We start from the raw sequence: 21,090 nt of genomic DNA, 5'->3' as shown, positions 1-21,090 counted from the left end.
TTATCAGTGAGCACTGCAAATGGACACTTCGCTAATTAGTTTGCAAATGGTTGAGCTTGTTTCGCTGCTGACAGGGCAAAGACTTCGTAGGGAGGATATGACTCCCCCGATCCTCTTTCTGCCGGGGCTGGTGACGGTGTTGCTGGGAGTCATCTATGCCGATGGTACGGTTGGCGCTGAGGAAATCCAGCGGTTGGGGGCAACTTTGACGGCACTCATCCCCACTAACCACAGTTTGCGCCCATTGGTAATGCGGATGGTTAAGGGCGTGCGGGAACATAAAATTTACAAGAAATTGCCGGAGTTGCTGGCGCTGACAGCGTGTTTTTCTGAGGAGGAAAGACTGCTGCTAATTAGTTTTGGCTATCAGATGTCGGCCGCAGATGGAACCATGCACGATCGCGAAAAACAGTATTTGACCCTCATTGCCGATCGACTCGGAGTTGATGCACGATATTTGACTGTTTTAGAAGCGAGTTTTAGCAGTCAAACAATAAGCGATACAGCAGCTTTAGCAGAAGTTCACTCGTTACTCGATCCCGCACGATTTCAATCTTTCGATTCTTTGTTTGTCCGTGCTGCTAGTCACATTATCGAACATTTGCCAGCAAAACCGAAACAGCAAAAATATCGAAAGCAGCCAGTTTCATCCTATCAGGAGTTGAAAAAGTTTCAGGAGTATCGGCAACAACTGGATGCTGTTTGTGGAAAACTAGGTTTAACTCTGCGAGAACTAGGTTTAACTCTGCGAGATGGAAGCGATCGCAACGTGCTATCTCCTAATTTAACAGCAGAAGTAACGAAAGTATCTCAGAGATTGCAATCTCAATGTTTTCGCGTGGCTGTTGTCGGCGAGTTTAGTAAAGGCAAATCTACTTTGCTCAATGCTTTGCTGGGTGAGGAAATTCAACCGGTGCGGGATATTCCCTGTAGCGGTACGGTAACGGTTTTGAAATACGGGCCGCAGCAGCGGGTGATTTGCAAATACAAAAATGGACGCGAGGAGGAGATTTCACCCCAGCAATATAAAGAGAAAGCTTCAATTTCGGAGGAAGCGGCTTTAGGTTCTTTTGGAGATGAAATTGTTAATTCAGAAATCGAAGAAATCATTTTCGAGCATCCCAATCTCGAATTGTGTACCAATGGTGTAGAAATTATTGATTCTCCCGGATTGAACGAACAAGCGGAACGCACGTTAGTTACCCAACAAGTTCTCAAAACAACTGATGCGGTGATTTTTTTGACTCACGCTCAAAATGTTTTGACAGAAAAAGAACGGGAACTGCTTTTGTATTTGAAAAAAGAGTTGAATCCCGGTAAAGATGATGAAAGTGCGAAGAGTATTTTTGTGTTAGTTAATTTTGCTGATTTGCTGCGTCGGGAAGGAAGCCGCCAACAGGTAAAAGAAAGGGTAGAAAAGATTGTTAAGAGTCAAAATTTGATTGCTGGTGAAAACCGGATTCATTTGATTTCGGCTCAATCTGCACTTGAGGCAATTTTGGACGGGACGGAAAATGAGTATGTGAAATCTTTTCAGGATTTTACTAAATCTCTGGAACAGTTTTTGACAGTTGAACGGGGGGCGATCGCACTTCAGCAATCAGCCGCCGGAATGAAGCAAATCATTGACACTGGCTGCGATGAATTGACTCAAGAGAGGAAAATCGTAGAAGGAAAGTTGACAGTTTCTCCAGGAGATAAACTGAAAATATTTGAACTGATGGCGGAAGCAAGCGGCCGCGATGTAAAAATTAGATTTTTAGCTAATGAACTGATTGAGCAATCTGTAGAAGAAGCTATTGAATCTTGGCATGAGTGGGTGGAAGGATTGGGACAACGCCTGATTAGAAAAAGTTATTTATGGACTTCTGAGCATTCGCATATGTGGAGTCAAAACGAGCTGACGAAAGATTATTCAGATCAATTTGTGCGAGATATTACGGAAGAAATAGAAGATTGGGCTACTCAAAAAGTACAGTCTATTTTACAAGAGAATATGGCAGATTTAAACACTCAAATTAATGAAGATATTTCTGCAATTTGGCAGGAGTTTCAAAAGCTAGATAAGCAACTGAGTAGTAACCTTGTCAGTCAGTTTAATAATGTGGCGATCGCGGGTAATTTGGGTGGGATTGGTACAAGTGGAAGCACAATTGCTTCATCAATCTCACAAATAGAAGATGGCGGACTCATGGGCGGTTTAGGCATTGGTGCAGCCGTTGGTGCTGCGTTGCTATTTTTTACAGGGCTGGGTTTTATTGGAGTTATTTTGGGTGGCTTAGCGGCGGGTGCGGGTGGCGGTTTGAGCTGGGGTTTCTTAGATGGCGATACAGTTAAAGAGCAAATAAAGGAAAAAGTTTGTGAGTTAGGGTTTGAGAAGTTTGATGAATCTTCACAGTCTATTTTTGATAAGATACACGAAAGAATTATTGCAGTATTTGAAGAAAGAGTTGAGATAAGTAGCGGTGTGATGTCAAAAGCGATCGCGCTGTGGGAAAAATTATTGGAACAGCAGGAAAAGCGCGATCGACAAAATCAAAAAGAATGCGAAGCCCAAAAAGTTTGGCTGGCTGAAAAACGTCGGGAACTCGAACAAGTACAAAATCAAATTGAGGCTATTTTGAATCAGAGCGATCGATAGTTAAAGACTGCAAAATCTCCACTCACCTAACTTGGTACATCTACTTAATTGATAGTTTTTACCTCACTTTTCGACAGCCGTTGTTCAATTAAACCCAACCCAAAATCAGCAGCTAGCGCCATCAAAGCCGCCGGAATTGCCCCAGCAAAAAGTAACTGATTATTCACTGTGGCCACACCCCGAAAAATAAACACTCCCAAACCGCCGGCACCGATCGCAGCAGCAATCGTTGCTAGCCCGATCGCAATTACCGCAGCAACTCGCACGCCCGCCAAAATCACCCCCATTGACAACGGAATTTCCACTTGAAACAGCAATTGCCAATCCGTCATACCCATGCCTTTTCCAGCTTCGCGAATCGCAGGATCGACACCGATAATACCAGTATAAGTGTTGCGGATAATTGGTAGCAAAGAATACAGAGTCAGCGCAATGATTGCTGTGCGATCGCCTATTCCGCCTATAATCGGTACTGGAATTAGCAAGCCAAATAATGCTAAACTCGGAATTGTTTGCATGATATTAGCAAATCCCAAAATAGTCTTTTTAAACTGAGGTTTTCTAGTAATTAAAATACCGAGGGGAATACCCAAAGCAATCGCGACCCCAATGGCAATTGTTACTAAATACAAGTGTTCCAGAGCACGATGAATAATTTCTGAGCCATAACGATTTATAAATTGTATCATTGGTATTTGGTAATTGGAATTGTGTAGGGACACGGCATTGCCGTGTCCTAATCCTCTGTGGGGACACTCCAAGAGCCCAAGGAGTGTCAACTTAAGCCTGAAAGCCTTGGTATCTCTCGTTCATAGCCAACTCTAGATCCCCCTAAATCCCCCTTAAGAAGGGGGACTTTGATCGGACTCTTATCCCCCCCTTCTTAAGGGGGGCTAGGGGGGATCTAGATTTAATAGTCTTGCCAGCAATCTGTGACTAGATTTGAGCTTAAGTTGACACTAATGGGCATTGCCGTGTCCCTACAGCCGTTATTATTAATTATCCAGTTCCAGGTAATTGCAAACATTCCAAAAAGGCGATCGCCTCTGGTTGCTGAGATTTCATAAAATCATCAGGAGAAGCCAACTCAACCAACTGTCCATTTTGCATCAAACCAATTCTAGAAGCTAACAAAAAAGCTTCTTGAATACTATGAGTCACGAAAATCACAGTTTTGCCCAGTTGCTGCTGCAATTTATAGAATTCCCGCTGCAATTCCAGGCGAGTAATCGGGTCTAAAGCACCAAACGGTTCATCCATTAATAGCACGGGAGGGTCCGCCGCTAGCGCCCTAGCAACCCCCACTCGCTGTCGCTGTCCGCCGGATAATTGGCTGGGATAGCGTTTGGCGAAGTGCTGGGGGTCGAGATTGACTAATTCTAGCAGTTGATGGACGCGAGATTGAATGCGATCGCCCTCCCAACCTTCCAATTTTGGGACTAAACCGATATTTTGCTCAACTGTAAAATGTGGAAACAAACCGATTTCTTGAATGACGTAGCCAATTTTTCGCCGCAGTTGAATGGAGTCCCATTGAGTTGTCGGTTTTCCCATGACAGTAATTTCGCCACTGCTTGGTGTCAGCAGATTGTTAATCAATTTCATGGTAGTAGTTTTACCGCTACCACTGCGTCCTAGCAATACTAATACTTCTCCTTGTAAGACTTTAAAATTGAGGTTTTCTACTAAGTTTCGGCGGTTGAGGCGATAGGTGACATCGAAGCATTGGACAGCAACTTCATTCTGGGAAGCCATGGGTAATTTCAGTGATATTGGTTTGTATGATTAGTTAATAACAGGCTTTCCGGCCTGTTCTACAAAGAGTTAATTGGGTCCATATGTTGCCATTCTAACAATAATGCTCGACATTGGAGACAAGTTAAATATTTGAGTAAATCCCTAATTCCTGCTGGTGTGACTGAATATGCAGCACCGATATTTGCGGAATTTACTGTTGCTTGAGGGTGCAATTCTGCTACAAAACCGTAGAGTTTTTGATTGGAGAATGAACTGTTAATTGCCCATCCCATCGCATTAATGGGTTTTAGTTGGGCGATCGCACTTTCTGACACTCCTAATTCCCTTTTGATTATAGCTGGAACTGCGTCGGCTGCTGTTACTCCAGCAGGTACGCGACCACCGGGAAAATCCAGGGTTGCTTCTCCCACACCGGGGCGATACATTGGTACTGGAAACAGCAATTTGTCATCTTGAACTGTCAAAATTACCACTGAATCTGCCCTTTCTACCCGCCAATATTCGAGGGTTTTCCCTTCGGATGTTTCCAGATGTTCGCCGATTAGTTTTACCCAATCGGAGTTGATTTCTATAAACCGGTCTAGGGTTTTCCAGTGGGGTTTGGTCTCTGAATTCATGTTGTAAGTTTTGGTCAGAAGATTAGAGGTTTTTGTGATGGTAATCGATTCTTGGCCGCACCATAGCCACAGGATTTTTGTAGCTTCGATCCGATTTTGACTCCAGACTGTAAATTTTTACTACAAAAAATCACAATCGACTATAAAAATCTGTAGCATAAACTACATAAACCAATTTCTGCGCTGTCGTTTTGCTCTATGGCAAGCCCTGGTGCAGACTCTTCCCTCGACAGGAGGTTTGAGATGAAACTAGAAACCGATATTTGTACTGGCCTACCTCAATCAACCCAAGCAAGGGTCGCGAGTGGGCGGGAGTGGGAAAAATTGGGTTCGCGCCACTCAACACCGCTACCCAAATTTGCCCCTTCTACCTGGGTGAGATTATTCCATCCGCCAACAGCCTTCAGCTTTGATGAAGCGTGGCTTTTGTGTGAGTGTTCGGAAGAAAAATGGCTGGCTTGGATTCCTGATTATGGCGAAATTTTGCTCAGTACCAATGAATTTTGCGCTACTTGATAGGGACTTGAATAGAGCCTTTTGCAGATAGATGAGCTACTGGTTCCGATTTCAACCGCTTGCTCACTATTGATTTAGGGAAATTTAGCAAACAAAAAGAGCCATAGCTTTTCTACTGCTCTTTTTGTTTAAAAATGCCCTTGATTTGTAGTTGCTAAGTAGCAGAGTCTACTAGCTTATTTGCAAACAGCACGGTTATTTGCGTTTCTGACAATAGTGCCTACTTTGCCATTAATTTGAACTGGGTTTTTGGTACTGGCTCGGATCAATCGAGGCTGCTTGCGAAGACATTCTTTCACTGCTTCTGACCAGGTGTTGAGAGCCGAAGTGTATTCTGAGCGAGTCGCTGGGGCGCGAAACTGATCGGTAATTAAATAATCGGTGGTGATGCTAGTATCAGTAGCAACATTGGTAATAATTGGAAAATCAAAGGCTTTGGGCAAGCTTCTGTCAGGGATTGCGCCCGGTAGCATTTGATATTTCATCGGGCCAGCTTTGTAGTCAAAACCTGCTTTAGGGCTGGTTTGAGCGAAGCTGGGCATCGGCAAGCTGGCTACCAAAACGGTGCAGCAAGTCCAAAATAATTTCGATTTCATTAGATTCATCTCCTCAACTTTATAGGAACACTAACTAGGTGGACTCCACAAACCTTAGTTTCTCATTAAAAACAAGCTGTTAATCATGAGTTTTTTGTGTTAGTTTCAGCCACTTAATTGATTACCACACATCCCCGAAAATTTTCAAACTGCCTTCCCAGACCAACTGTAAAATGGTTTCAGTTCAGTTAAATTTTTACTGGTCTGAATTTTTCACAGGTTGGGGAACTGGGTTTGAGCATAATTATTGATTTTTGAGCGATGCCTGTGGGAACTTTATCAAATTTTGTCTCAGATATCAAGCTTTGGGATGAGGAGATGGCGAGATGCCGAGATGGCGAGATGCTGTGGATGTCAAGAAAATCTTCGCTGTTGCTGTTTCCTTCTCGATCGAATTGTCGTTTTACCATTTTCAGGGGAGAATGGGTGGAGAAGGGGCTGGATTGAATATTGGTGATTTTAGTGGAAGATAGCAAGATTATAGACTTATCAGAAGTTATGAGTGTTCCCGCGGCTCCTGCGGGTTACAAATCGGGCTTTGTGGCGATTGTCGGACGCCCGAATGTGGGCAAGTCAACGCTGATGAATCTGTTGGTGGGGCAGAAAATTGCGATTACTTCGCCGGTTTCTCAGACGACTCGGAATCGACTGCGGGGTATTTTGACGACGGATGAGGCGCAGATAATTTTTGTGGATACTCCCGGAATTCATAAGCCTCACCACCAATTGGGTAAGGTTTTGGTGCAGAATGCTCGAACGGCGATTCGATCGGTCGATTTAGTGCTATTTGTGGTGGATGGCTCGGTGGAGTCTGGTGGGGGCGATCGATATATTGTGGAAATCCTCAGCAATACGGAGGTGCCGGTGATTTTGGGGCTGAATAAGTTGGACGAACAGCCTCCTGATTGTGTGTTAATCGATCGCACTTACGAGCAAATTGTCAATCCTCAGTGGCCTGTAGTCAAGTTTTCGGCTCTAACTGGCGAGGGTGTGGAGTCGCTGCAAAAATTGTTAGTCGAACATTTGGAGGTTGGGCCTTATTACTATCCGCCAGATTTGGTGACTGACCAGCCGGAACGGTTCATTATGGGCGAGTTGATTCGGGAACAGATTTTGCTGCTGACGCGGGAGGAAGTGCCGCATTCTGTAGCAATCGCGATCGAAGTTGTGGAAGAAGAACCGAAAATTACTCGCATTCTCGCTTCAATTCACGTTGAACGGGACTCCCAAAAAGGGATTTTAATCGGTAAGAGCGGCACTATGCTAAAGGCGATCGGCAGTGCGGCCCGCGAACAGATTCAAAAGTTGATTGAGGGTAAGGTATATTTGGAGCTATTTGTCAAGGTGCAACCGAAATGGCGACAGTCTCGGACTCGTTTAGCAGAATTGGGCTATCGGGTGGAAGACTGAGATTCTTGATTCATAGATCTGAAGTGGATAAGATTGTGGCGACTTATCGCGATACAATTCAAAAAAGGCTTGCTGCAAAAAATGTTTGTCTAGTGCCTGTAATTGCTGCTGTCGATCGTTAACTAAAGCCAAACACTTGCTTAATCGCCCAATCAACCCTAGCCAAATCCTCCCCACTCAACTCCCCACGTACTCTTACCAGCCGTTGGCGATGGTCGATCGGACGAGTCTGTAAACAATCCGCGATCGATCGTTTCGCCAGTCTATTCATCGCCGATGGCTCCAAATCAATATTCGTCGAGATACGCGCCTTTTTCTCATTCCATTCCGTAATCGGCACAACCTGAATCACAGGCACACGGGCATTGTAAACATCATTCGTCACAATGATACAAGGTCGAACCTTTCCCGTTTCAGAACCTCTCGTCGGTTCCAAATCAACATCAATAATCTGCCCGCGCCGCAAACTATTCATTCTGGCCAACCCGCGATCGCGTTATTCGTCAAAGCCTGCAAATCCCCATCCTCGGCATAAACCTCCGCATATAAATTCGCCGACATCTCCAACGAATGTAACTCCTGCTGCAACTTCCCCAGCGCCACCCGAATCAATTCATCCTGATTCTGAAAACCATACTGCCGCGATCGTTGGACAAATGCCCACAACGACTCATCCAAATTAAACTGCGCTTGCACCATAAAACAGCTCTCCCAAACACAATAATTCCTAGTTTAGCACCCTGCACAATCCACTTGTTGCCATCTCTGAGAAGTCCCGTACTGAGGGCATAAAATTTCTGTCAATTGTGACGATCTATCAACAAATCAATTTAACCAAACAATTCAAAAAAGACTTGCTGCAAAAAATGTTTGTGTGAGACTAAAATAGGGAATAGAAATAAGCTCCATTACCCATTACCTAAAAAAATGGTCGCTGCAAAAAAAAACTTTCCCCAACTTACCCCAGAAGACTACTTTGCTTGGGAAGAAAAGCAGCTAGAAAAGCATGAGTATATCGACGGTCAAGTCTACGCCATGAGCGGTGGCAGCGTCAATCACGGCCGCATTGCCGTCAGACTCACAACTCTCTTCTCCAATCATCTAGAAAACAGCAGTTGCGAAACCGGAAACTCCGATCTGAGAGTCAACATCGCCGGAACCAAAAACTACACCCATCCTGATGCAAGTGTCACCTGCGACGATCGCGATAAAACCACAACCCAATACATTACCTACCCCTGCTTAATCGTGGAAGTTCTCTCTCCCAGCACTGAGGCATACGATCGCGGTAGCAAATTTAGAATGTACCGCCACAACCCTGTCTTACAAGACTATTTACTGGTTAGTTCCACCAGCATCGAAATGGATTTGTATCACAAAAAAGATACAAGTGAATGGCTCATCATTAACTACAAAGAAGGTGACACCATCGAACTCAAAAGCATCAATCTCAGTTTTGCGATCGAGCAAGTCTATCGCAACCTCGACCTTACTCCAGAAACAACACCTCAAAATTGAAAAAGCTTGTTACCAAAAATGTTTGTCTAAATCGTTTAAATTAGGAGGTTATTATGATTGCAGCTAAAGAGCAGGAGCGGTACTTTACGCCTGAAGAGTATTTTGCTTGGGAGGAGCAACAATTAGAAAAGCACGAGCTAATCGATGGTCACGTATATGCGATGACTGGCGGGACTAGAAATCACAGTGATATCGCGGGAAACTTTTTAACGACGATCAAGCCCCATCTGCGGGGTAGTGGTTGTAAAACATACAATTCTGACTGCCGCGTAAATATCCTCAATACTCGCAACTATACCTATCCCGATCTGAGTGTCACTTGCGATCGGCGAGATAATTCTAGCCCTCAATATATTACCTATCCCTGCTTAATCGTTGAGGTTTTATCGGATAGTACCGAGGCTTACGACCGAGGCAAGAAGTTTGACAAATATCGCCGCAATCCGAATTTAATTGATTATGTGTTGGTGAGTTCGGATGAGATGGCGATCGATATTTATCACAGAAATGATGCGGGGGATTGGTTGATTTTGAGCGATCGAGCGGGCGATCGCGTCGAGCTTAAAAGTATTGGGTTGAGTTTGGCGATCGAGCAATTCTACGAAGAAATTGTTTTCTAGCAGCAATCTTGAATTTATTATTAAGAGGGCGACATAATAATATTGATGTAGAACTCTAAGAAATCTGTTACCGTTTAAATATTTGTGCAGCATATGCGTCCGAATGTTGATTCTCAGAAGATAGAACGACTGATGCAAGTCTTGGGCAGAGAATCTCAGGGTTCAGGCTGCATCTATTTTACGGGTGGTGCTAGTGCCCTACTGATTGGATGGCGGAATTCGACAATTGATATCGATATTCGTCTAGATCCTGAACCCCCAGGCATTTTTGGTGCGATCGCCAAAATCAAACAAGAATTGAATATTAATATCGAACTGGCTTCCCCACAGGATTTCTTACCCACAATTCCGGGGTGGCGCGACAGGAGTATCTTCATTGGCAAATACGGTCAAATCTCGTTTTATCACTATGACTTTATAGCCCAAGCACTCTCCAAAATATCCAGGGGATTCGATCGGGACATTAAAGATGTTCAAGCCATGTACGAACAGAAATTATTTTCCTTAGAAGAACTGCGTAATAGTTTTGAGAGTATTGCACCCGAATTAATCCGATTTCCCTCTCTTAATCCTGATGCGCTCAGAAGCAGAGTTGAGAACTTCATTAAACGTTTTGAAAGTAACATAGAGGATGGACAGTTATGAGCTTGAATGAGTTGCCGGGAGCGGAGCTAATTCTTCCCGGACTGGACGATCTTCATCATGGTAAAACTAATACAGTTGGGTCATTGTTAGTCGCGATCGCAGCAACGCGCCTAGCTGAAGCAGGCTTAGATGTTCCTCTCGATCGTCTGGCCGCAGAGCCAGAACTGACTCTTTATGCCCGCCTTCAAGATGAACGAGATGATGCTTATCCCTACTACAATGCTTTGCTGAATCGCTTGAATAGCTTTTGCAATGCACTTGAACTTCGTTATATGTGAGAATATGCGTTATGACATTGGGATTGTCTTTATCCGATTTATCGGCACTCATGCTGAATATAACAAAGTGGATGCAGAAACCATCTGAGGTAATTATGTACAGCCTAAAACCTATTAGAAGCCAAGAAGATTACAAAGCATCGCTGAAAGAAATAGAGCATTTGTTTGAAGCTCCTCAAGGAACTCCAGAATTCGAGCGATTAGAAATATTAGTCACCTTAGTTGAAGCCTACGAAAACAAACATGAGCCGATCGTGATGCCTGACCCGATCGAAGCAATTCTTTATTATCTAGAAAGTCGAGGTCTAACTCAACAGCATCTAGAAGCCGTAATAGGTAGTCACGATCGAGCGATCGAAATTCTCAATCGTAAAGCTCCACTCACCCTTGAAATAATCCGGCAGTTAAATCAAAAGTTAGGTATTTCAGCACAAGTTCTCATTCAACCTTACCCATTGGCATCTTAGCTGGCAACGATTATAATTGGATGAAAGCGCGATCGATAAGACTCACCCCAAAAACACCTATGAAAACCACGATCGAAATCAATGACTCCGATCGAGAACAATCCTTTTTTGATCTAGCCGGAATCTGGGAAGGAAAAAATATCACCCTAGACGACATTCGCAAAGACGCATGGGGTAAAGAAAATCAATGATTTTGTGTGACACCAATATTCTCAGTTGTTTGCACATCTTTATGTCCGAGTAGCTCTTGTACAGTGCGAATATCGTATGAGCTACTTCAACGGAACGTTAGTCCAGGCATAGATTATGCGCTTACTGAAATAGTGCATTGTAAGTCTCGTGCCGAAATTGGTGTAGAAGAATCACAGGAGCAATGTGTGAAAGCCTACTTGTTGAGAGTTTTAGAACTAGCAAGCGCAAAAGTGATTGTAGTTCTGGGATCACGCGCAAGGCAAGTGATTCAAAGCCAATTCAATATCTCGATAGAAAATTCAATATCCGATTCCATTGAGATAGGGAATCGTGAAAGATTTTTTGCTTTTCTCCCCCATCCAAATGCTCGGAGCCATCGTTCTTTTGCCAAGTGTTTACAGGGTGATGAACTTGAAAAGTTACGCGCTTTCTTGCGGTAGCATCAAACCACGGTGAGAAATGCGCGCAGTCGAACAATCCCGTTGCACGCCGACCGTATCAAATTGGTCGGTGAATCCGAAAGGTTACTAGCGGCGGGTGAACGGGGTCGTTATCTTGCAAACGCTGTCTGACTTTGAAGATGATTCGGAAGCTCGATCGCGAGTTTGACCACTGAAAATTGGTAGAATCAATAGAGATTCCCGAGCGCGCACCCATGCAACAAGCTAGTAGATCCAATCTTGTCACCCTCTTTAGAATCTTGGACGTTTTGGACAAGTTCTTAGATGAAGCAACCTCAATACTTCACGATCCTGCTTCAAGTGCGATCGCTAATCTTGTAGAGTTCGTTACATTTCATTAACGCAAATTTTTAATGCTAATTAGATTTTGGCCGCCATTAAGCTTGATGTTAAACTTAAGTCTTGAAGCAGAGTAGCAAGTGTTGTTTAGATGCAATTTGAATGGAATCAAGACAAATCAAACTTAAACTTGAAAAAGCATCGCGTTCGGATTATCAGCGCGCGAGAGGCAACCCGAAATGAGCGGAGATTTTATGAAGATGGAGAATAATCAAGAGCTAGAGGACGAGTTATGTCCTGAGTATAATTTTAGTAAGATGAAGGGTGGCGTTAGAGGAAAATATGTCGATCGCTACAGGGCAGGAACGAATGTTGTGTTGCTCGATCCTGATGTTGCTCAAGCATTTCCAACAAGTGATGCGGTTAATGAAGCACTTCGGCTGCTCATGCAAATCGCGCAAAGACAGAAGCCTAACAATGCGTTGGAGCCGACAGCCGAGAGGTAATCTGCTAAGATTCAAAGTTTGTTTGCTGCGCTCAACTTCACCGTTATCTCGCAAACTCTGCCTAACTTTGGAGATAATTCGGAAGCTCGATCGAGAATTAATAATTCCGCCTAAGATTCTCATTTCCACCCGATGAGTCGGTACAAACCCCACTTAACAACAAACCCCATTCCAACAACAGTAAAGTAAACTGAGAGCAGCCCCATTCGCCCCAGTTGACCTATGCCACGTTGGTTCAATACCGCTGGCCCTTGCCGCGCCGACATCCACTATATGTTACCGGCAACCCGTCGCCTCCCGAATTTAGAGCGACTCATTGCCCAGCAAAACTATTTCGTCATCCATGCACCCCGACAAATTGGTAAAACGACGGCCATGCTGGCTTTAGCAAAGCAACTCACTGATAGCGGGGACTACACTGCGATCGTGGTTTCCGTCGAGTTAGGTTCGCCCTTTAATGACAATCCACAACAAGCCCAAGCGGCTATCTTAAGTTCTTGGCGAAGTGAGGCGCGAGTCTATTTGCCACCGGAGCTCCAGCCACCCCCAAAACAAGAAATGGAGGTGGGACAAGGAATTGAAGAAACCTTGCGGCAATGGGCACAAACTTCACCTCGCCCTTTAGCAATCTTTATTGATGAAATTGATTCGCTCCAAAATGAAGTATTGCTGTCCGTTTTGCGTCAATTACGCAATGGTTATCCCTCTCGTCCTCGTGCGTTTCCGCAATCGGTGGGTTTAATCGGTTTGCGAGATGTTCGCGATTACAAAGTAGCTGCGGGTGGCAGCGATCGCCTAAATACATCCAGTCCGTTTAATATTAAAGTGCGATCGATTACGCTCAGAAATTTTAATGCCTCAGAAGTCGCAGAACTCTACGGGCAACATACCCAAGATACCGGACAAGTTTTTACACCAGAAGCCGTAGCGTTAGCTTTTGAATTAACTCAGGGACAACCTTGGTTGGTCAATGCTTTAGCCAAAGAAATCGTCGAAGAATTAGTAACAGATGAATCTATAGAAATTACACCAGAACATATTTTAGAAGCTAAAGAAATTCTGATAAAACGACAAGATACGCATTTAGATAGCTTGGCTGAACGACTCAGAGAAAACCGAGTCAAAGCCATTATCGAGCCGATACTAGCCGGACAAGAATTGCCAGAATCTTCTAATGACGATCGCCAATATCTCGTCGATTTGGGCTTGCTCAAACGCGATCCAGCCGGGGGTTTAGTCATCGCCAATCCGATTTATCGAGAAGTGTTGCCACGAGTTTTGGCGCAAGGCCCGCAAGATAGTTTACCGACGATCAGTCCGAGTTGGTTGAATCCTCGCGGTGAACTGATGACCGAAGCACTCCTGCAAGCGTTTCTCGGCTTTTGGCTGCAACATGGCGAACCCTTACTCAAAAGTGCGTCTTACCCTGAAATTGCGCCACATTTGGTGCTGATGGCGTTTCTACATCGGGTGATTAATGGTGGCGGAACGTTGGAGAGAGAATATGCGATCGGACGAGACAGGATGGATTTATGTTTGCGTTATGGTGAAGTCACATTAGGCATTGAACTGAAAGTTTGGCGGACTCGGAAAGTCGATCCGTTGAGTAAAGGGTTGGAACAGTTAGATGGATATTTGGCTCGATTGGGACAAGATTCGGGTTGGTTGATGATATTCGATCGCCGTGAGAATGCACTGGAGTTGGAAGAACGGTTGAATACTGAAATTCAGACTAGCCCAATGGGTCGGTTAATTACAGTGATTCGTGCTTGAAGAGGTTACGATCGATGTCTCGATTTTGCCGATCGCCCAGAGTGTTCGATCGACTTATCATTCTTACTTGTGGAGAAATGTATGACCCAGCGACCAATAGTTCTTATAACTGGTGCAAGTCGGACTATTGGCATCGGATCATCAATTGCCAAAGAATTAGCAAAATCAGGCTGGGATGTCGCTCTGACCTATTGGCAGCCATACGATACATCAATGCCTTGGGGCAGCGATCCGAAAGAGGTTCAGTTACTTTGCCACAAACTTGAGCAATTCGGTGTGCGATCGACAGCGATCGAGGTTGATTTATCCTTGACTGATTCTGCTTCGCGCATCTTTGATATTGTTGAGCATGACCTGGGAAACGTTACGGCAATGGTTATTGCTCATTGCCATTCAGTTGATAGTGATATTCTATCCACATCAGTTGAGAGCTTTGACTTACACTTTGCGGTCAATGCCCGTGCTACTTGGCTATTGATTAAAGAGTTTGGCAGGTGCGACTGATACTGGCTGGATGTCCGAAGCACTCAAAACTGATATGCAATCCATAACTCTGTTGGATCGTGTCGGTATGCCACAGGACTGCGCTAATCTAGTCAGATTTCTCTGTTCCAAAGAAGGGGGATGGATCAACAGGCAACTGCTTTACAGTAATGGTGGTCTTCAGTAACCTTGAGAATGTGAGGTTTCTTATGCTGCTGCTTAAGGCAATGCCCAAGCTAAAATAAAATGGGGTCGTTATTTCCTAAACGTTGCCTTACCTTGGAGATGATTCGGAAGCTCGATCGAACATTAATAATTCCAGCGAAGATTCTCATCAAGCCTTATGAGTAGCACAAACCCCCACTTATCCTCACAGAACCCCATTCCAACAACAGTAAAGTAAACTGAGAGCAGCCCCATTCGCCCCAGTTGACCTATGCCGCGCCACTTCAATACCGCAGGCCCGTGCCAAGAAGACATTCATTACGCACTGCCGCCCACGGTGCGCTTACCTGGTTTAGAACGATTAATCGCTCAACGCAGCTATTTCGTCATTCATGCACCCCGACAAGTGGGGAAAACTACCGCCATGCTGGCTTTAGCCAAGCAACTGGTCGATAGCGGACAATACACTGCGATCGTTGTTTCAGTAGAGTTAGGTTCGCCCTTTAACGACAATCCACAACAAGCCCAAGCGGCGATTTTAAGTTCTTGGCGAAGTGAGGCGCGAGTCTATTTGCCACCAGAACTCCAGCCACCCGCCAAGTCAGAGATGGAAGTCGGACAAGGAATTGAAGAAACATTGCGGCAATGGGCACAAACTTCACCTCGCCCTTTAGCAATCTTTATTGATGAAATTGATTCGCTCCAAAATGAAGTATTGCTGTCCGTTTTGCGTCAATTACGCAATGGTTATCCCTCTCGTCCTCGTGCGTTTCCGCAATCGGTGGGCTTAATCGGTTTGCGGGATGTTCGCGATTACAAAGTGGCTGCGGGGGGTAGCGATCGCCTCAATACATCCAGTCCGTTTAATATTAAAGTGCGATCGATTACGCTCAGAAATTTTAATGCCTCAGAAGTCGCAGAACTCTACGGGCAACATACCCAAGATACCGGACAAGTTTTTACACCAGAAGCCGTAGCGTTAGCTTTTGAATTAACTCAGGGACAACCTTGGTTGGTCAATGCTTTAGCCAAAGAAATCGTCGAAGAATTAGTAACAGATGAATCTATAGAAATTACACCAGAACATATTTTAGAAGCTAAAGAAATTCTGATAAAACGACAAGATACGCATTTAGATAGCTTGGCTGAACGACTCAGAGAAAACCGAGTCAAAGCAATTATCGAGCCGATGTTGGCGGGTTTGGAACTCGGCAATATCCCCAATGATGATATTCAGTTTTTAATCGATTTGGGTTTGTGTAAGATGGACGTTCAGGGTGGATTGACGATCGCAAATCCAATTTATCGGGAAGTTTTGCCTCGCGTCCTCACCGTAACGCCAATGGCTTCTCTGCCCCAAATTGCACCGAGTTGGTTGACCAATGATGGCAAATTAGATACTCAGGCTTTACTGAAAACTTTTCTAGAATTTTGGCTGCAACATGGCGAACCCTTACTCAAAAGTGCGTCTTACCCTGAAATTGCGCCACATTTGGTGCTGATGGCGTTTCTACATCGGGTGATTAATGGTGGGGGAACGTTGGAGAGAGAATATGCGATCGGACGAGACAGGATGGATTTATGTTTGCGTTATGGTGAAGTCACATTAGGCATTGAACTGAAAGTTTGGCGGACTCGGAAAGTCGATCCGTTGAGTAAAGGGTTGGAACAGTTAGATGGGTATTTGGCTCGATTGGGACAACATGAGGGGTGGTTGGTTATATTCGATCGCCGTGAGAATGCACTGGAGTTGGAAGAACGGTTGAATACTGAAATTCAGACTAGCCCGATGGGTCGGTTAATTACAGTGATTCGTGCGTGAAGAAGTTCTGATGAGTGTTTCGATTTTAGCGATCGCGTAGGATGTGCGATCGACTCTAATCTAAAATATAATAAAGATAGCTTGTTTCAGTGCGACGACTTAAGTGATTGAGTCAAATCGTGTGGCGAACTCGATCGAGGAAAGGAGATTCCGATGGGGAGTAAGAAGAGGTTGACATACATCATCGAGCTGCGGTATTATACGGCTATACTCAGTATTGTACCGCAACTGCGATATAATTATAAGTTAGGCGAAAATTTTCCCTGATAATTAATAGTTAGGCTTTCAATTAGCAGGGAAGCAAGTTAATTTAATTTCTAAAAATCAATTTTATTTGCTAGATTTTAAGTATTTGCTATGGGGCAAGCCTAACAATGCGTTGGAGCCGACAGAACGATTATAATCGGATGAAAGCGCGATCGATAAGACTCACCCCAAAATACCTATGAAAACCACGATCGAAATCGATAACTCCCTCATCACTAATGCGCTCCAGGCGACTGGACTCACAGCACAACAAGAAGTTGTAGAACTGGCCCTGAACCTGTTGATCCAAATGAAAAACCAACAGAACCTCCGGGCGCTACGGGGTAAACTCGCCTGGGACGGCGACCTCGATCGCATGAGAACGGATGATGACTCCGATCGAGAACAATCCTTTTTTGAGCTAGCCGGAATCTGGGAAGGAAAAAATATCACCCTAGACGACATTCGCAAAGACGCATGGGGTAAGGATACATTCTATGTAGCTTCACAGAAAAATAGTATTACCGAGTGTTTCTTATGAACTACCGAAACCACATCACGATCGAGGCAAATAAACGCGGTGGTAAGCCTTGTGTACGCGGCTTGCGAATTACGGTTTATGAAGTGCTTGAGTACCTGGCTTCCGAGATGACCGAAGCAGAAATTCTCGACGATTTTCCCGATTTGACGCGAGAAGATTTAAAAGCCTGTATTGCTTATGCTGCTGACCGCGAGCGTCGGTTTATGACCGCAACCTTATCCGCATGAAATTACTGTTTGATGAAAACTTGTCGCCCAAGTTGCCGAACCGTTTGAGCGATGTTTTCCCAAATTCGCTTCACGTTAGAGATGTGGGCATGAAAGCAACGATCGACCCAATAGTTTGGGATTATGCAAAAGACAATAATTTGATGATTGTCTCGAAAGACGCGGATATGCACGACCTGAGCTGAGTATTTGGGAATCCACCGAAAGTTATTTGGCTTTGCCTTGGAAACTGTTCGACATTACAAGTTGAAAATTTGCTGCGTCGGGAGTTCAACGCGATCGAATTATTTTATGAAGACGAGACTTTATCGCTGCTTGCTTTATCATAATGCACCGATCGCCGAAAGTGTGCGATCGAGTCTAATCTCAAATATAATAAAGATAGCTTGTTTCAGTGCGACGGCTTAAGTAATTAAGTCGAATCCGGCGGCGAACTCGATCGAGGAAAGAAGATTCCGATGGGGAGTAAGAATGGGTTGACATTTATCCGTAATTTGTGGTATTATTCGACTATATTCAGTATTGTACCACAACTGCGATACAACTATAAGTAGTGAATAGAATTAGCTTTATGACAATAGACTTCGGCAGTATCAAAGGCTACAATCCTGATAGAGGATTTGGGTTTGTAGGTCATACTTTTTTTAATCCTAATGGAAAAGTTTTCTTCCATATCAAAAAAATCAAGAAAAAACATCCTGAATTAGCCCAAAAATTGTACAGTGACGAAGCTTTTGAAACAGTCAATTTCTGGTATGAAATTGAAACCACCGAAAAAGGCGAACAAGTTAGTAAGCTTTGGCTAAACGCAAACGATATCCCTCAAAGTTACACAAATGAATTATGTGGTTTGATCCAAAAAGTAGAGAGTATCTGGAAAAATATAGGCTCTCCCAAACCTAGTTGGCTTGACCTTGTAACGATAAAGTTGGTTGGAGTTGATCGCAAACATGAACTAAGTGCTGAGCGAGATAACTTAGAGAGTCAGCTTAGAGCGGCAAAGAAGGAGCGACGCAGGGAGGCAGAAACTTTACTCCAAAATGAAATTCTAAAAATAGCTAAGAAGTATGGCTTAGATACAGCGGAGGCTTATGAAATTCTAAAAATAGCTAAGAAGTATGACTTAGATACAGCGGAGGCTTATGAAATTCTAAAAATAGCTAAGAAGTATGACTTAGATACAGCGGAGGCTTATAAAATTCTAAAAATAGCTAAGAAGTATGACTTAGATACAGCGGAGGCTTATAAAATTCTAAAAATAGCTAAGGAGTATGACTTAGATGCAGCGGAGGCTTATAAAATTCTAAAAATAGCTAAGGAGTATGACTTAGATATAACGAAGGTTTATGAAATTCTAAAAATAGCTAAGAAGTATGGCTTAGATGCAGCGAAGCTTGATGAAATTCTAAGCATAGCTAAGAAGTCTGACTTAGATGCAGCGGAGGTTGATGAAATTCTAAGAATAGCTAAGAAGTATGGCTTAGATATAACGAAGGCTTATGAGTTGTATCGACTACTAAAGGAGCTGGGTCCTTTACGTTTTATATATAGTAGGCAACTCTCGATACATATTAGAACATATCAGCTTGGTTATAGGTATCCAAATATCTCAGGTATTGTGACAATGGAAAATGGAGGTACAAGATGGCTGTTTGCTGGGGGATTTCCTCCAGAAATTTATACAATTATTTGTAGGGAACTCAATTTGGCAAACCAGGGGACGAGTGCTAGAGCAATACATTTTGAATCATTTCAAGATATCTCTTCAAAAAATTAAGAATAATGGAAAACTCAATCAACAGTAAATAGGATTAGACAGAAATGAGAAAACCCTTTTACAAAATTAAAGGTACAAACGATTATGGTGTTCTTGAAGTGCAGGTACGGTCAAACCATTCTTCCTATCTTCAACTTAGGCTTGTAAACGCTGTTGGCGGAATGATTGAGTTGAGTTACCAGTACAAAACTGTCACGACTGAAAATCTAGTCGAAGTCTCACCGGAGGAAGTTCAAAAGGCTCTATTGGGTTTAACGATAGAACCCAAAAAAGATGACTCTGATCGAGAACAATCCTTTTTTGAGCTAGCCGGAATCTGGGAAGGAAAAAATATCACCCTAGACGACATTCGCAAAGACGCATGGGGTAAAGAAAACCAATGATTTTGTGTGACACTAATATTCTCATCGAATTCTATAAAAACAATACCGCCATCATTCAAGAACTACGACATATCGGCAGCCAGAACTTAACCAATCGATTACAGTGATTCGAGCGTGATGAAGTTATAATGAGTGTCTCGATTTTGGCGATCGCCGAGGGTGTTCGATCGACTCTCATCTAAAATCTAATAAAGACAGCTTTTTTCAATGCGGCGGCTTAAGTGCTTGAGTCGAATCGTGCGGCGAACTTGATCGAGGAAAGGAGATTATGATGGGGAGTAAGAAGGGGTTGACATACATCTTCAAGCTGTGGTATTATTCGACTATATCCAGTATTGTACCGCAACTGCGATACAATTATAAGTTAGACTTCATAAATTTTTAAGATTTTATTTAAGAAATTCAATGAGTGATAAAACTTGGAAGACTCAAGAGCTACTAGATTTTTGTCGAAAAGATTTAACAGATAATGCTGCCGTTTATGTGGCATCAGTTAAAAGCAAGATAGATCGGATATCATTTCTAGTAGATAGTTTTAATGTTACTGAAGATCTGACATTAAAACTTGGCTCTGATCAATTTCTCAATACTCAGCTTCAAGTGGAAATTTATATTGAATCTATAGCTTCAAATCTTCATTCACTGGCAGATGTTTTAGCACAAATCATTAATGAAATAGTTCTGAAGCCTTTACTACCCTGCGATCAACATATCAGTAGTGAAAAAGTTGATATTAATAAAGTTAAGACTAAATTAGTTAGGTTAACACTAGATGTAGTGAAGGACAAATATATTAGCCAGATAATTGATAGTATTGAGAACCTATCTAACTCGTCGGAATTTTTATATATTTCAGCTTTTGTTAATACCATTAAGCATCGCAGGTTATTGAATACAAATTTCCATCTTCAAGTTGACCGTGGATGCCTAATTGAGGTAGGTTTCAAATTAGAGGAATTCGACTATAAAGGAAGTCATTTTCCAGAAATGTCATGTAGTAGCATCGTAATAGATTACAGCGAGGAACTAATAGATTTTATTTATGACATAGGTAATAGCGTAAATAATTATTGCCGTGCAAAATACATCCAAACAGTCTAACAAGCGCTTGCACACGGAACGGCGGCATACGCTGCTAGTTGTGTAGCAAACTCCATTGCCGTCCGGTG

The 21,090-nt window shown here is 43.4% G+C and carries 26 protein-coding genes and 1 pseudogene; 21 read left to right on the top strand and 6 right to left on the bottom strand.

Annotated features, from left to right (window positions below; genetic code table 11):
* The first annotated feature begins 19 nt into the window (after positions 1-19).
* Complete coding sequence (locus tag P2A85_RS04350) at positions 20-2,641, top strand: dynamin family protein (RefSeq protein ID WP_377477765.1); 2,622 nt, start codon at positions 20-22, stop codon at positions 2,639-2,641.
* 44 nt (positions 2,642-2,685) lie between these two features.
* Here the strand turns inward: P2A85_RS04350 and P2A85_RS04345 are convergent, their stop codons facing one another.
* The 3 genes from P2A85_RS04345 to P2A85_RS04335 all read right to left on the bottom strand — a co-directional run bounded on the left by P2A85_RS04345 (position 2,686) and on the right by P2A85_RS04335 (position 5,016).
* A complete protein-coding gene (locus P2A85_RS04345; RefSeq protein WP_377477764.1) occupies positions 2,686-3,330 on the bottom strand; it encodes an ABC transporter permease in 645 nt (214 codons plus the stop codon).
* A gap of 310 nt (positions 3,331-3,640) precedes the next feature.
* Positions 3,641-4,396 carry an ATP-binding cassette domain-containing protein gene (locus tag P2A85_RS04340; RefSeq protein ID WP_377477763.1) on the bottom strand — a complete coding sequence of 252 codons (756 nt, stop codon included), beginning with the start codon at positions 4,394-4,396 and terminating at the stop codon, positions 3,641-3,643.
* 59 nt (positions 4,397-4,455) lie between these two features.
* Positions 4,456-5,016 (bottom strand): NUDIX hydrolase, encoded by a 561-nt coding sequence (locus P2A85_RS04335; RefSeq protein ID WP_377477762.1) that lies wholly within the window; start codon positions 5,014-5,016, stop codon positions 4,456-4,458.
* Positions 5,017-5,259: 243 nt separating this feature from the next.
* On the opposite strand from P2A85_RS04335, the gene P2A85_RS04330 reads away from it, so the two are divergent.
* Positions 5,260-5,532, top strand: a complete 273-nt coding sequence (locus P2A85_RS04330) for a hypothetical protein (RefSeq protein WP_377477761.1) — start codon at positions 5,260-5,262, stop codon at positions 5,530-5,532.
* Between the two features lie 176 nt (positions 5,533-5,708).
* Here P2A85_RS04330 and P2A85_RS04325 read toward each other — a convergent pair whose 3' ends face one another.
* The gene (locus P2A85_RS04325) at positions 5,709-6,128 is read right to left on the bottom strand and encodes a hypothetical protein (protein ID WP_341730829.1); all 420 of its coding nucleotides are present in this window, start codon (positions 6,126-6,128) and stop codon (positions 5,709-5,711) included.
* Between the two features lie 326 nt (positions 6,129-6,454).
* Between P2A85_RS04325 and P2A85_RS04320 the strand changes: the two genes are divergently transcribed.
* Positions 6,455-6,601: a hypothetical protein gene (locus P2A85_RS04320; RefSeq protein WP_377477760.1), complete on the top strand. Its 147-nt coding sequence runs from the start codon at positions 6,455-6,457 to the stop codon at positions 6,599-6,601.
* Positions 6,602-6,626: 25 nt separating this feature from the next.
* A complete protein-coding gene (gene era, locus P2A85_RS04315; protein WP_377477759.1) occupies positions 6,627-7,538 on the top strand; it encodes a GTPase Era in 912 nt (303 codons plus the stop codon).
* Positions 7,539-7,656: 118 nt separating this feature from the next.
* Here era and P2A85_RS04310 read toward each other — a convergent pair whose 3' ends face one another.
* Together P2A85_RS04310 and P2A85_RS04305 are read right to left on the bottom strand one after the other, a co-directional pair.
* Positions 7,657-8,013, bottom strand: coding sequence for a type II toxin-antitoxin system PemK/MazF family toxin (locus P2A85_RS04310; protein WP_371116927.1), 357 nt, complete (start codon positions 8,011-8,013; stop codon positions 7,657-7,659).
* Positions 8,010-8,237 carry a hypothetical protein gene (locus P2A85_RS04305; protein WP_371116926.1) on the bottom strand — a complete coding sequence of 76 codons (228 nt, stop codon included), beginning with the start codon at positions 8,235-8,237 and terminating at the stop codon, positions 8,010-8,012. Before P2A85_RS04305 ends, P2A85_RS04310 begins: the two co-directional genes overlap by 4 nt.
* Before the next feature lie 228 nt (positions 8,238-8,465).
* Between P2A85_RS04305 and P2A85_RS04300 the strand changes: the two genes are divergently transcribed.
* The 17 genes and pseudogenes from P2A85_RS04300 (at position 8,466) to P2A85_RS04220 (ending at position 21,022) form a co-directional block, all read left to right on the top strand.
* Positions 8,466-9,056: a Uma2 family endonuclease gene (locus P2A85_RS04300; protein ID WP_377477758.1), complete on the top strand. Its 591-nt coding sequence runs from the start codon at positions 8,466-8,468 to the stop codon at positions 9,054-9,056.
* Positions 9,057-9,109: 53 nt separating this feature from the next.
* Positions 9,110-9,676: a Uma2 family endonuclease gene (locus P2A85_RS04295; protein WP_377477757.1), complete on the top strand. Its 567-nt coding sequence runs from the start codon at positions 9,110-9,112 to the stop codon at positions 9,674-9,676.
* 93 nt (positions 9,677-9,769) lie between these two features.
* Positions 9,770-10,321: a DUF6036 family nucleotidyltransferase gene (locus tag P2A85_RS04290; protein WP_377481309.1), complete on the top strand. Its 552-nt coding sequence runs from the start codon at positions 9,770-9,772 to the stop codon at positions 10,319-10,321.
* Positions 10,318-10,599, top strand: coding sequence for a hypothetical protein (locus P2A85_RS04285; protein ID WP_341730835.1), 282 nt, complete (start codon positions 10,318-10,320; stop codon positions 10,597-10,599). The genes P2A85_RS04290 and P2A85_RS04285 overlap by 4 nt, the downstream gene beginning before the upstream one ends.
* Positions 10,574-10,687: a type II toxin-antitoxin system HigB family toxin gene (locus P2A85_RS04280; protein ID WP_377477756.1), complete on the top strand. Its 114-nt coding sequence runs from the start codon at positions 10,574-10,576 to the stop codon at positions 10,685-10,687. Before P2A85_RS04285 ends, P2A85_RS04280 begins: the two co-directional genes overlap by 26 nt.
* Positions 10,650-11,066: a type II toxin-antitoxin system HigA family antitoxin gene (locus tag P2A85_RS04275; protein ID WP_377477754.1), complete on the top strand. Its 417-nt coding sequence runs from the start codon at positions 10,650-10,652 to the stop codon at positions 11,064-11,066. Before P2A85_RS04280 ends, P2A85_RS04275 begins: the two co-directional genes overlap by 38 nt.
* 59 nt (positions 11,067-11,125) lie before the next feature.
* Positions 11,126-11,257 (top strand): hypothetical protein, encoded by a 132-nt coding sequence (locus tag P2A85_RS04270; protein WP_377477752.1) that lies wholly within the window; start codon positions 11,126-11,128, stop codon positions 11,255-11,257.
* Between the two features lie 980 nt (positions 11,258-12,237).
* A complete protein-coding gene (locus P2A85_RS04265; RefSeq protein WP_377477750.1) occupies positions 12,238-12,504 on the top strand; it encodes a hypothetical protein in 267 nt (88 codons plus the stop codon).
* Between the two features lie 222 nt (positions 12,505-12,726).
* Positions 12,727-14,277 (top strand): ATP-binding protein, encoded by a 1,551-nt coding sequence (locus P2A85_RS04260; RefSeq protein ID WP_377477748.1) that lies wholly within the window; start codon positions 12,727-12,729, stop codon positions 14,275-14,277.
* Between the two features lie 81 nt (positions 14,278-14,358).
* The gene (locus tag P2A85_RS04255; RefSeq protein WP_377477746.1) at positions 14,359-14,781 is read left to right on the top strand and encodes an SDR family oxidoreductase; all 423 of its coding nucleotides are present in this window, start codon (positions 14,359-14,361) and stop codon (positions 14,779-14,781) included.
* Between the two features lie 415 nt (positions 14,782-15,196).
* Positions 15,197-16,747 carry an ATP-binding protein gene (locus P2A85_RS04250; protein ID WP_377477744.1) on the top strand — a complete coding sequence of 517 codons (1,551 nt, stop codon included), beginning with the start codon at positions 15,197-15,199 and terminating at the stop codon, positions 16,745-16,747.
* A 445-nt stretch (positions 16,748-17,192) separates the two neighbouring features.
* Positions 17,193-17,534: a type II toxin-antitoxin system VapB family antitoxin gene (locus P2A85_RS04245; protein ID WP_377477743.1), complete on the top strand. Its 342-nt coding sequence runs from the start codon at positions 17,193-17,195 to the stop codon at positions 17,532-17,534.
* On the top strand, positions 17,531-17,761 hold the full coding sequence (locus tag P2A85_RS04240) for a DUF433 domain-containing protein (RefSeq protein ID WP_006634608.1): 231 nt from the start codon (positions 17,531-17,533) through the stop codon (positions 17,759-17,761). The genes P2A85_RS04245 and P2A85_RS04240 overlap by 4 nt, the downstream gene beginning before the upstream one ends.
* A pseudogene (locus P2A85_RS04235) lies at positions 17,758-18,090 on the top strand (DUF5615 family PIN-like protein). Before P2A85_RS04240 ends, P2A85_RS04235 begins: the two are co-directional and overlap by 4 nt.
* Positions 18,091-18,332: 242 nt before the next feature.
* A complete protein-coding gene (locus P2A85_RS04230) occupies positions 18,333-19,538 on the top strand; it encodes a hypothetical protein (RefSeq protein ID WP_377477741.1) in 1,206 nt (401 codons plus the stop codon).
* Between the two features lie 44 nt (positions 19,539-19,582).
* On the top strand, positions 19,583-19,921 hold the full coding sequence (locus tag P2A85_RS04225) for a hypothetical protein (RefSeq protein ID WP_377477739.1): 339 nt from the start codon (positions 19,583-19,585) through the stop codon (positions 19,919-19,921).
* 405 nt (positions 19,922-20,326) lie between these two features.
* A complete protein-coding gene (locus P2A85_RS04220; RefSeq protein ID WP_377477737.1) occupies positions 20,327-21,022 on the top strand; it encodes a hypothetical protein in 696 nt (231 codons plus the stop codon).
* Positions 21,023-21,090: the final 68 nt, after the last annotated feature.

Source organism: Microcoleus anatoxicus, from assembly GCF_042465725.1.
Taxonomy (GTDB): domain Bacteria; phylum Cyanobacteriota; class Cyanobacteriia; order Cyanobacteriales; family Microcoleaceae; genus Microcoleus; species Microcoleus anatoxicus.
The sequence above is the reverse complement of the archived record's forward strand: the minus strand, read 5'-3'. Positions and strand labels throughout refer to the sequence as shown.

Coding starts and splice junctions, on each gene's coding strand:
- P2A85_RS04305 (WP_371116926.1), bottom strand. CDS start 8,237: ATGGTGCAAGCGCAGTTTAATTTGGATGAGTCGTTGTGGGCATTTGTC.
- P2A85_RS04260 (WP_377477748.1), top strand. CDS start 12,727: ATGCCACGTTGGTTCAATACCGCTGGCCCTTGCCGCGCCGACATCCAC.
- P2A85_RS04255 (WP_377477746.1), top strand. CDS start 14,359: ATGACCCAGCGACCAATAGTTCTTATAACTGGTGCAAGTCGGACTATT.
- P2A85_RS04240 (WP_006634608.1), top strand. CDS start 17,531: ATGAACTACCGAAACCACATCACGATCGAGGCAAATAAACGCGGTGGT.
- P2A85_RS04270 (WP_377477752.1), top strand. CDS start 11,126: ATGAAAACCACGATCGAAATCAATGACTCCGATCGAGAACAATCCTTT.
- P2A85_RS04220 (WP_377477737.1), top strand. CDS start 20,327: ATGAGTGATAAAACTTGGAAGACTCAAGAGCTACTAGATTTTTGTCGA.
- P2A85_RS04265 (WP_377477750.1), top strand. CDS start 12,238: ATGAGCGGAGATTTTATGAAGATGGAGAATAATCAAGAGCTAGAGGAC.
- P2A85_RS04290 (WP_377481309.1), top strand. CDS start 9,770: ATGCGTCCGAATGTTGATTCTCAGAAGATAGAACGACTGATGCAAGTC.
- P2A85_RS04340 (WP_377477763.1), bottom strand. CDS start 4,396: ATGGCTTCCCAGAATGAAGTTGCTGTCCAATGCTTCGATGTCACCTAT.
- P2A85_RS04245 (WP_377477743.1), top strand. CDS start 17,193: ATGAAAACCACGATCGAAATCGATAACTCCCTCATCACTAATGCGCTC.
- P2A85_RS04285 (WP_341730835.1), top strand. CDS start 10,318: ATGAGCTTGAATGAGTTGCCGGGAGCGGAGCTAATTCTTCCCGGACTG.
- P2A85_RS04325 (WP_341730829.1), bottom strand. CDS start 6,128: ATGAAATCGAAATTATTTTGGACTTGCTGCACCGTTTTGGTAGCCAGC.
- P2A85_RS04225 (WP_377477739.1), top strand. CDS start 19,583: ATGAGAAAACCCTTTTACAAAATTAAAGGTACAAACGATTATGGTGTT.
- P2A85_RS04345 (WP_377477764.1), bottom strand. CDS start 3,330: ATGATACAATTTATAAATCGTTATGGCTCAGAAATTATTCATCGTGCT.
- P2A85_RS04350 (WP_377477765.1), top strand. CDS start 20: ATGGACACTTCGCTAATTAGTTTGCAAATGGTTGAGCTTGTTTCGCTG.
- P2A85_RS04295 (WP_377477757.1), top strand. CDS start 9,110: ATGATTGCAGCTAAAGAGCAGGAGCGGTACTTTACGCCTGAAGAGTAT.
- P2A85_RS04275 (WP_377477754.1), top strand. CDS start 10,650: ATGCTGAATATAACAAAGTGGATGCAGAAACCATCTGAGGTAATTATG.
- P2A85_RS04230 (WP_377477741.1), top strand. CDS start 18,333: ATGACAATAGACTTCGGCAGTATCAAAGGCTACAATCCTGATAGAGGA.
- P2A85_RS04300 (WP_377477758.1), top strand. CDS start 8,466: ATGGTCGCTGCAAAAAAAAACTTTCCCCAACTTACCCCAGAAGACTAC.
- P2A85_RS04310 (WP_371116927.1), bottom strand. CDS start 8,013: ATGAATAGTTTGCGGCGCGGGCAGATTATTGATGTTGATTTGGAACCG.
- P2A85_RS04335 (WP_377477762.1), bottom strand. CDS start 5,016: ATGAATTCAGAGACCAAACCCCACTGGAAAACCCTAGACCGGTTTATA.
- P2A85_RS04320 (WP_377477760.1), top strand. CDS start 6,455: ATGCCGAGATGGCGAGATGCTGTGGATGTCAAGAAAATCTTCGCTGTT.
- P2A85_RS04280 (WP_377477756.1), top strand. CDS start 10,574: ATGCACTTGAACTTCGTTATATGTGAGAATATGCGTTATGACATTGGG.
- P2A85_RS04250 (WP_377477744.1), top strand. CDS start 15,197: ATGCCGCGCCACTTCAATACCGCAGGCCCGTGCCAAGAAGACATTCAT.
- era (WP_377477759.1), top strand. CDS start 6,627: ATGAGTGTTCCCGCGGCTCCTGCGGGTTACAAATCGGGCTTTGTGGCG.
- P2A85_RS04330 (WP_377477761.1), top strand. CDS start 5,260: ATGAAACTAGAAACCGATATTTGTACTGGCCTACCTCAATCAACCCAA.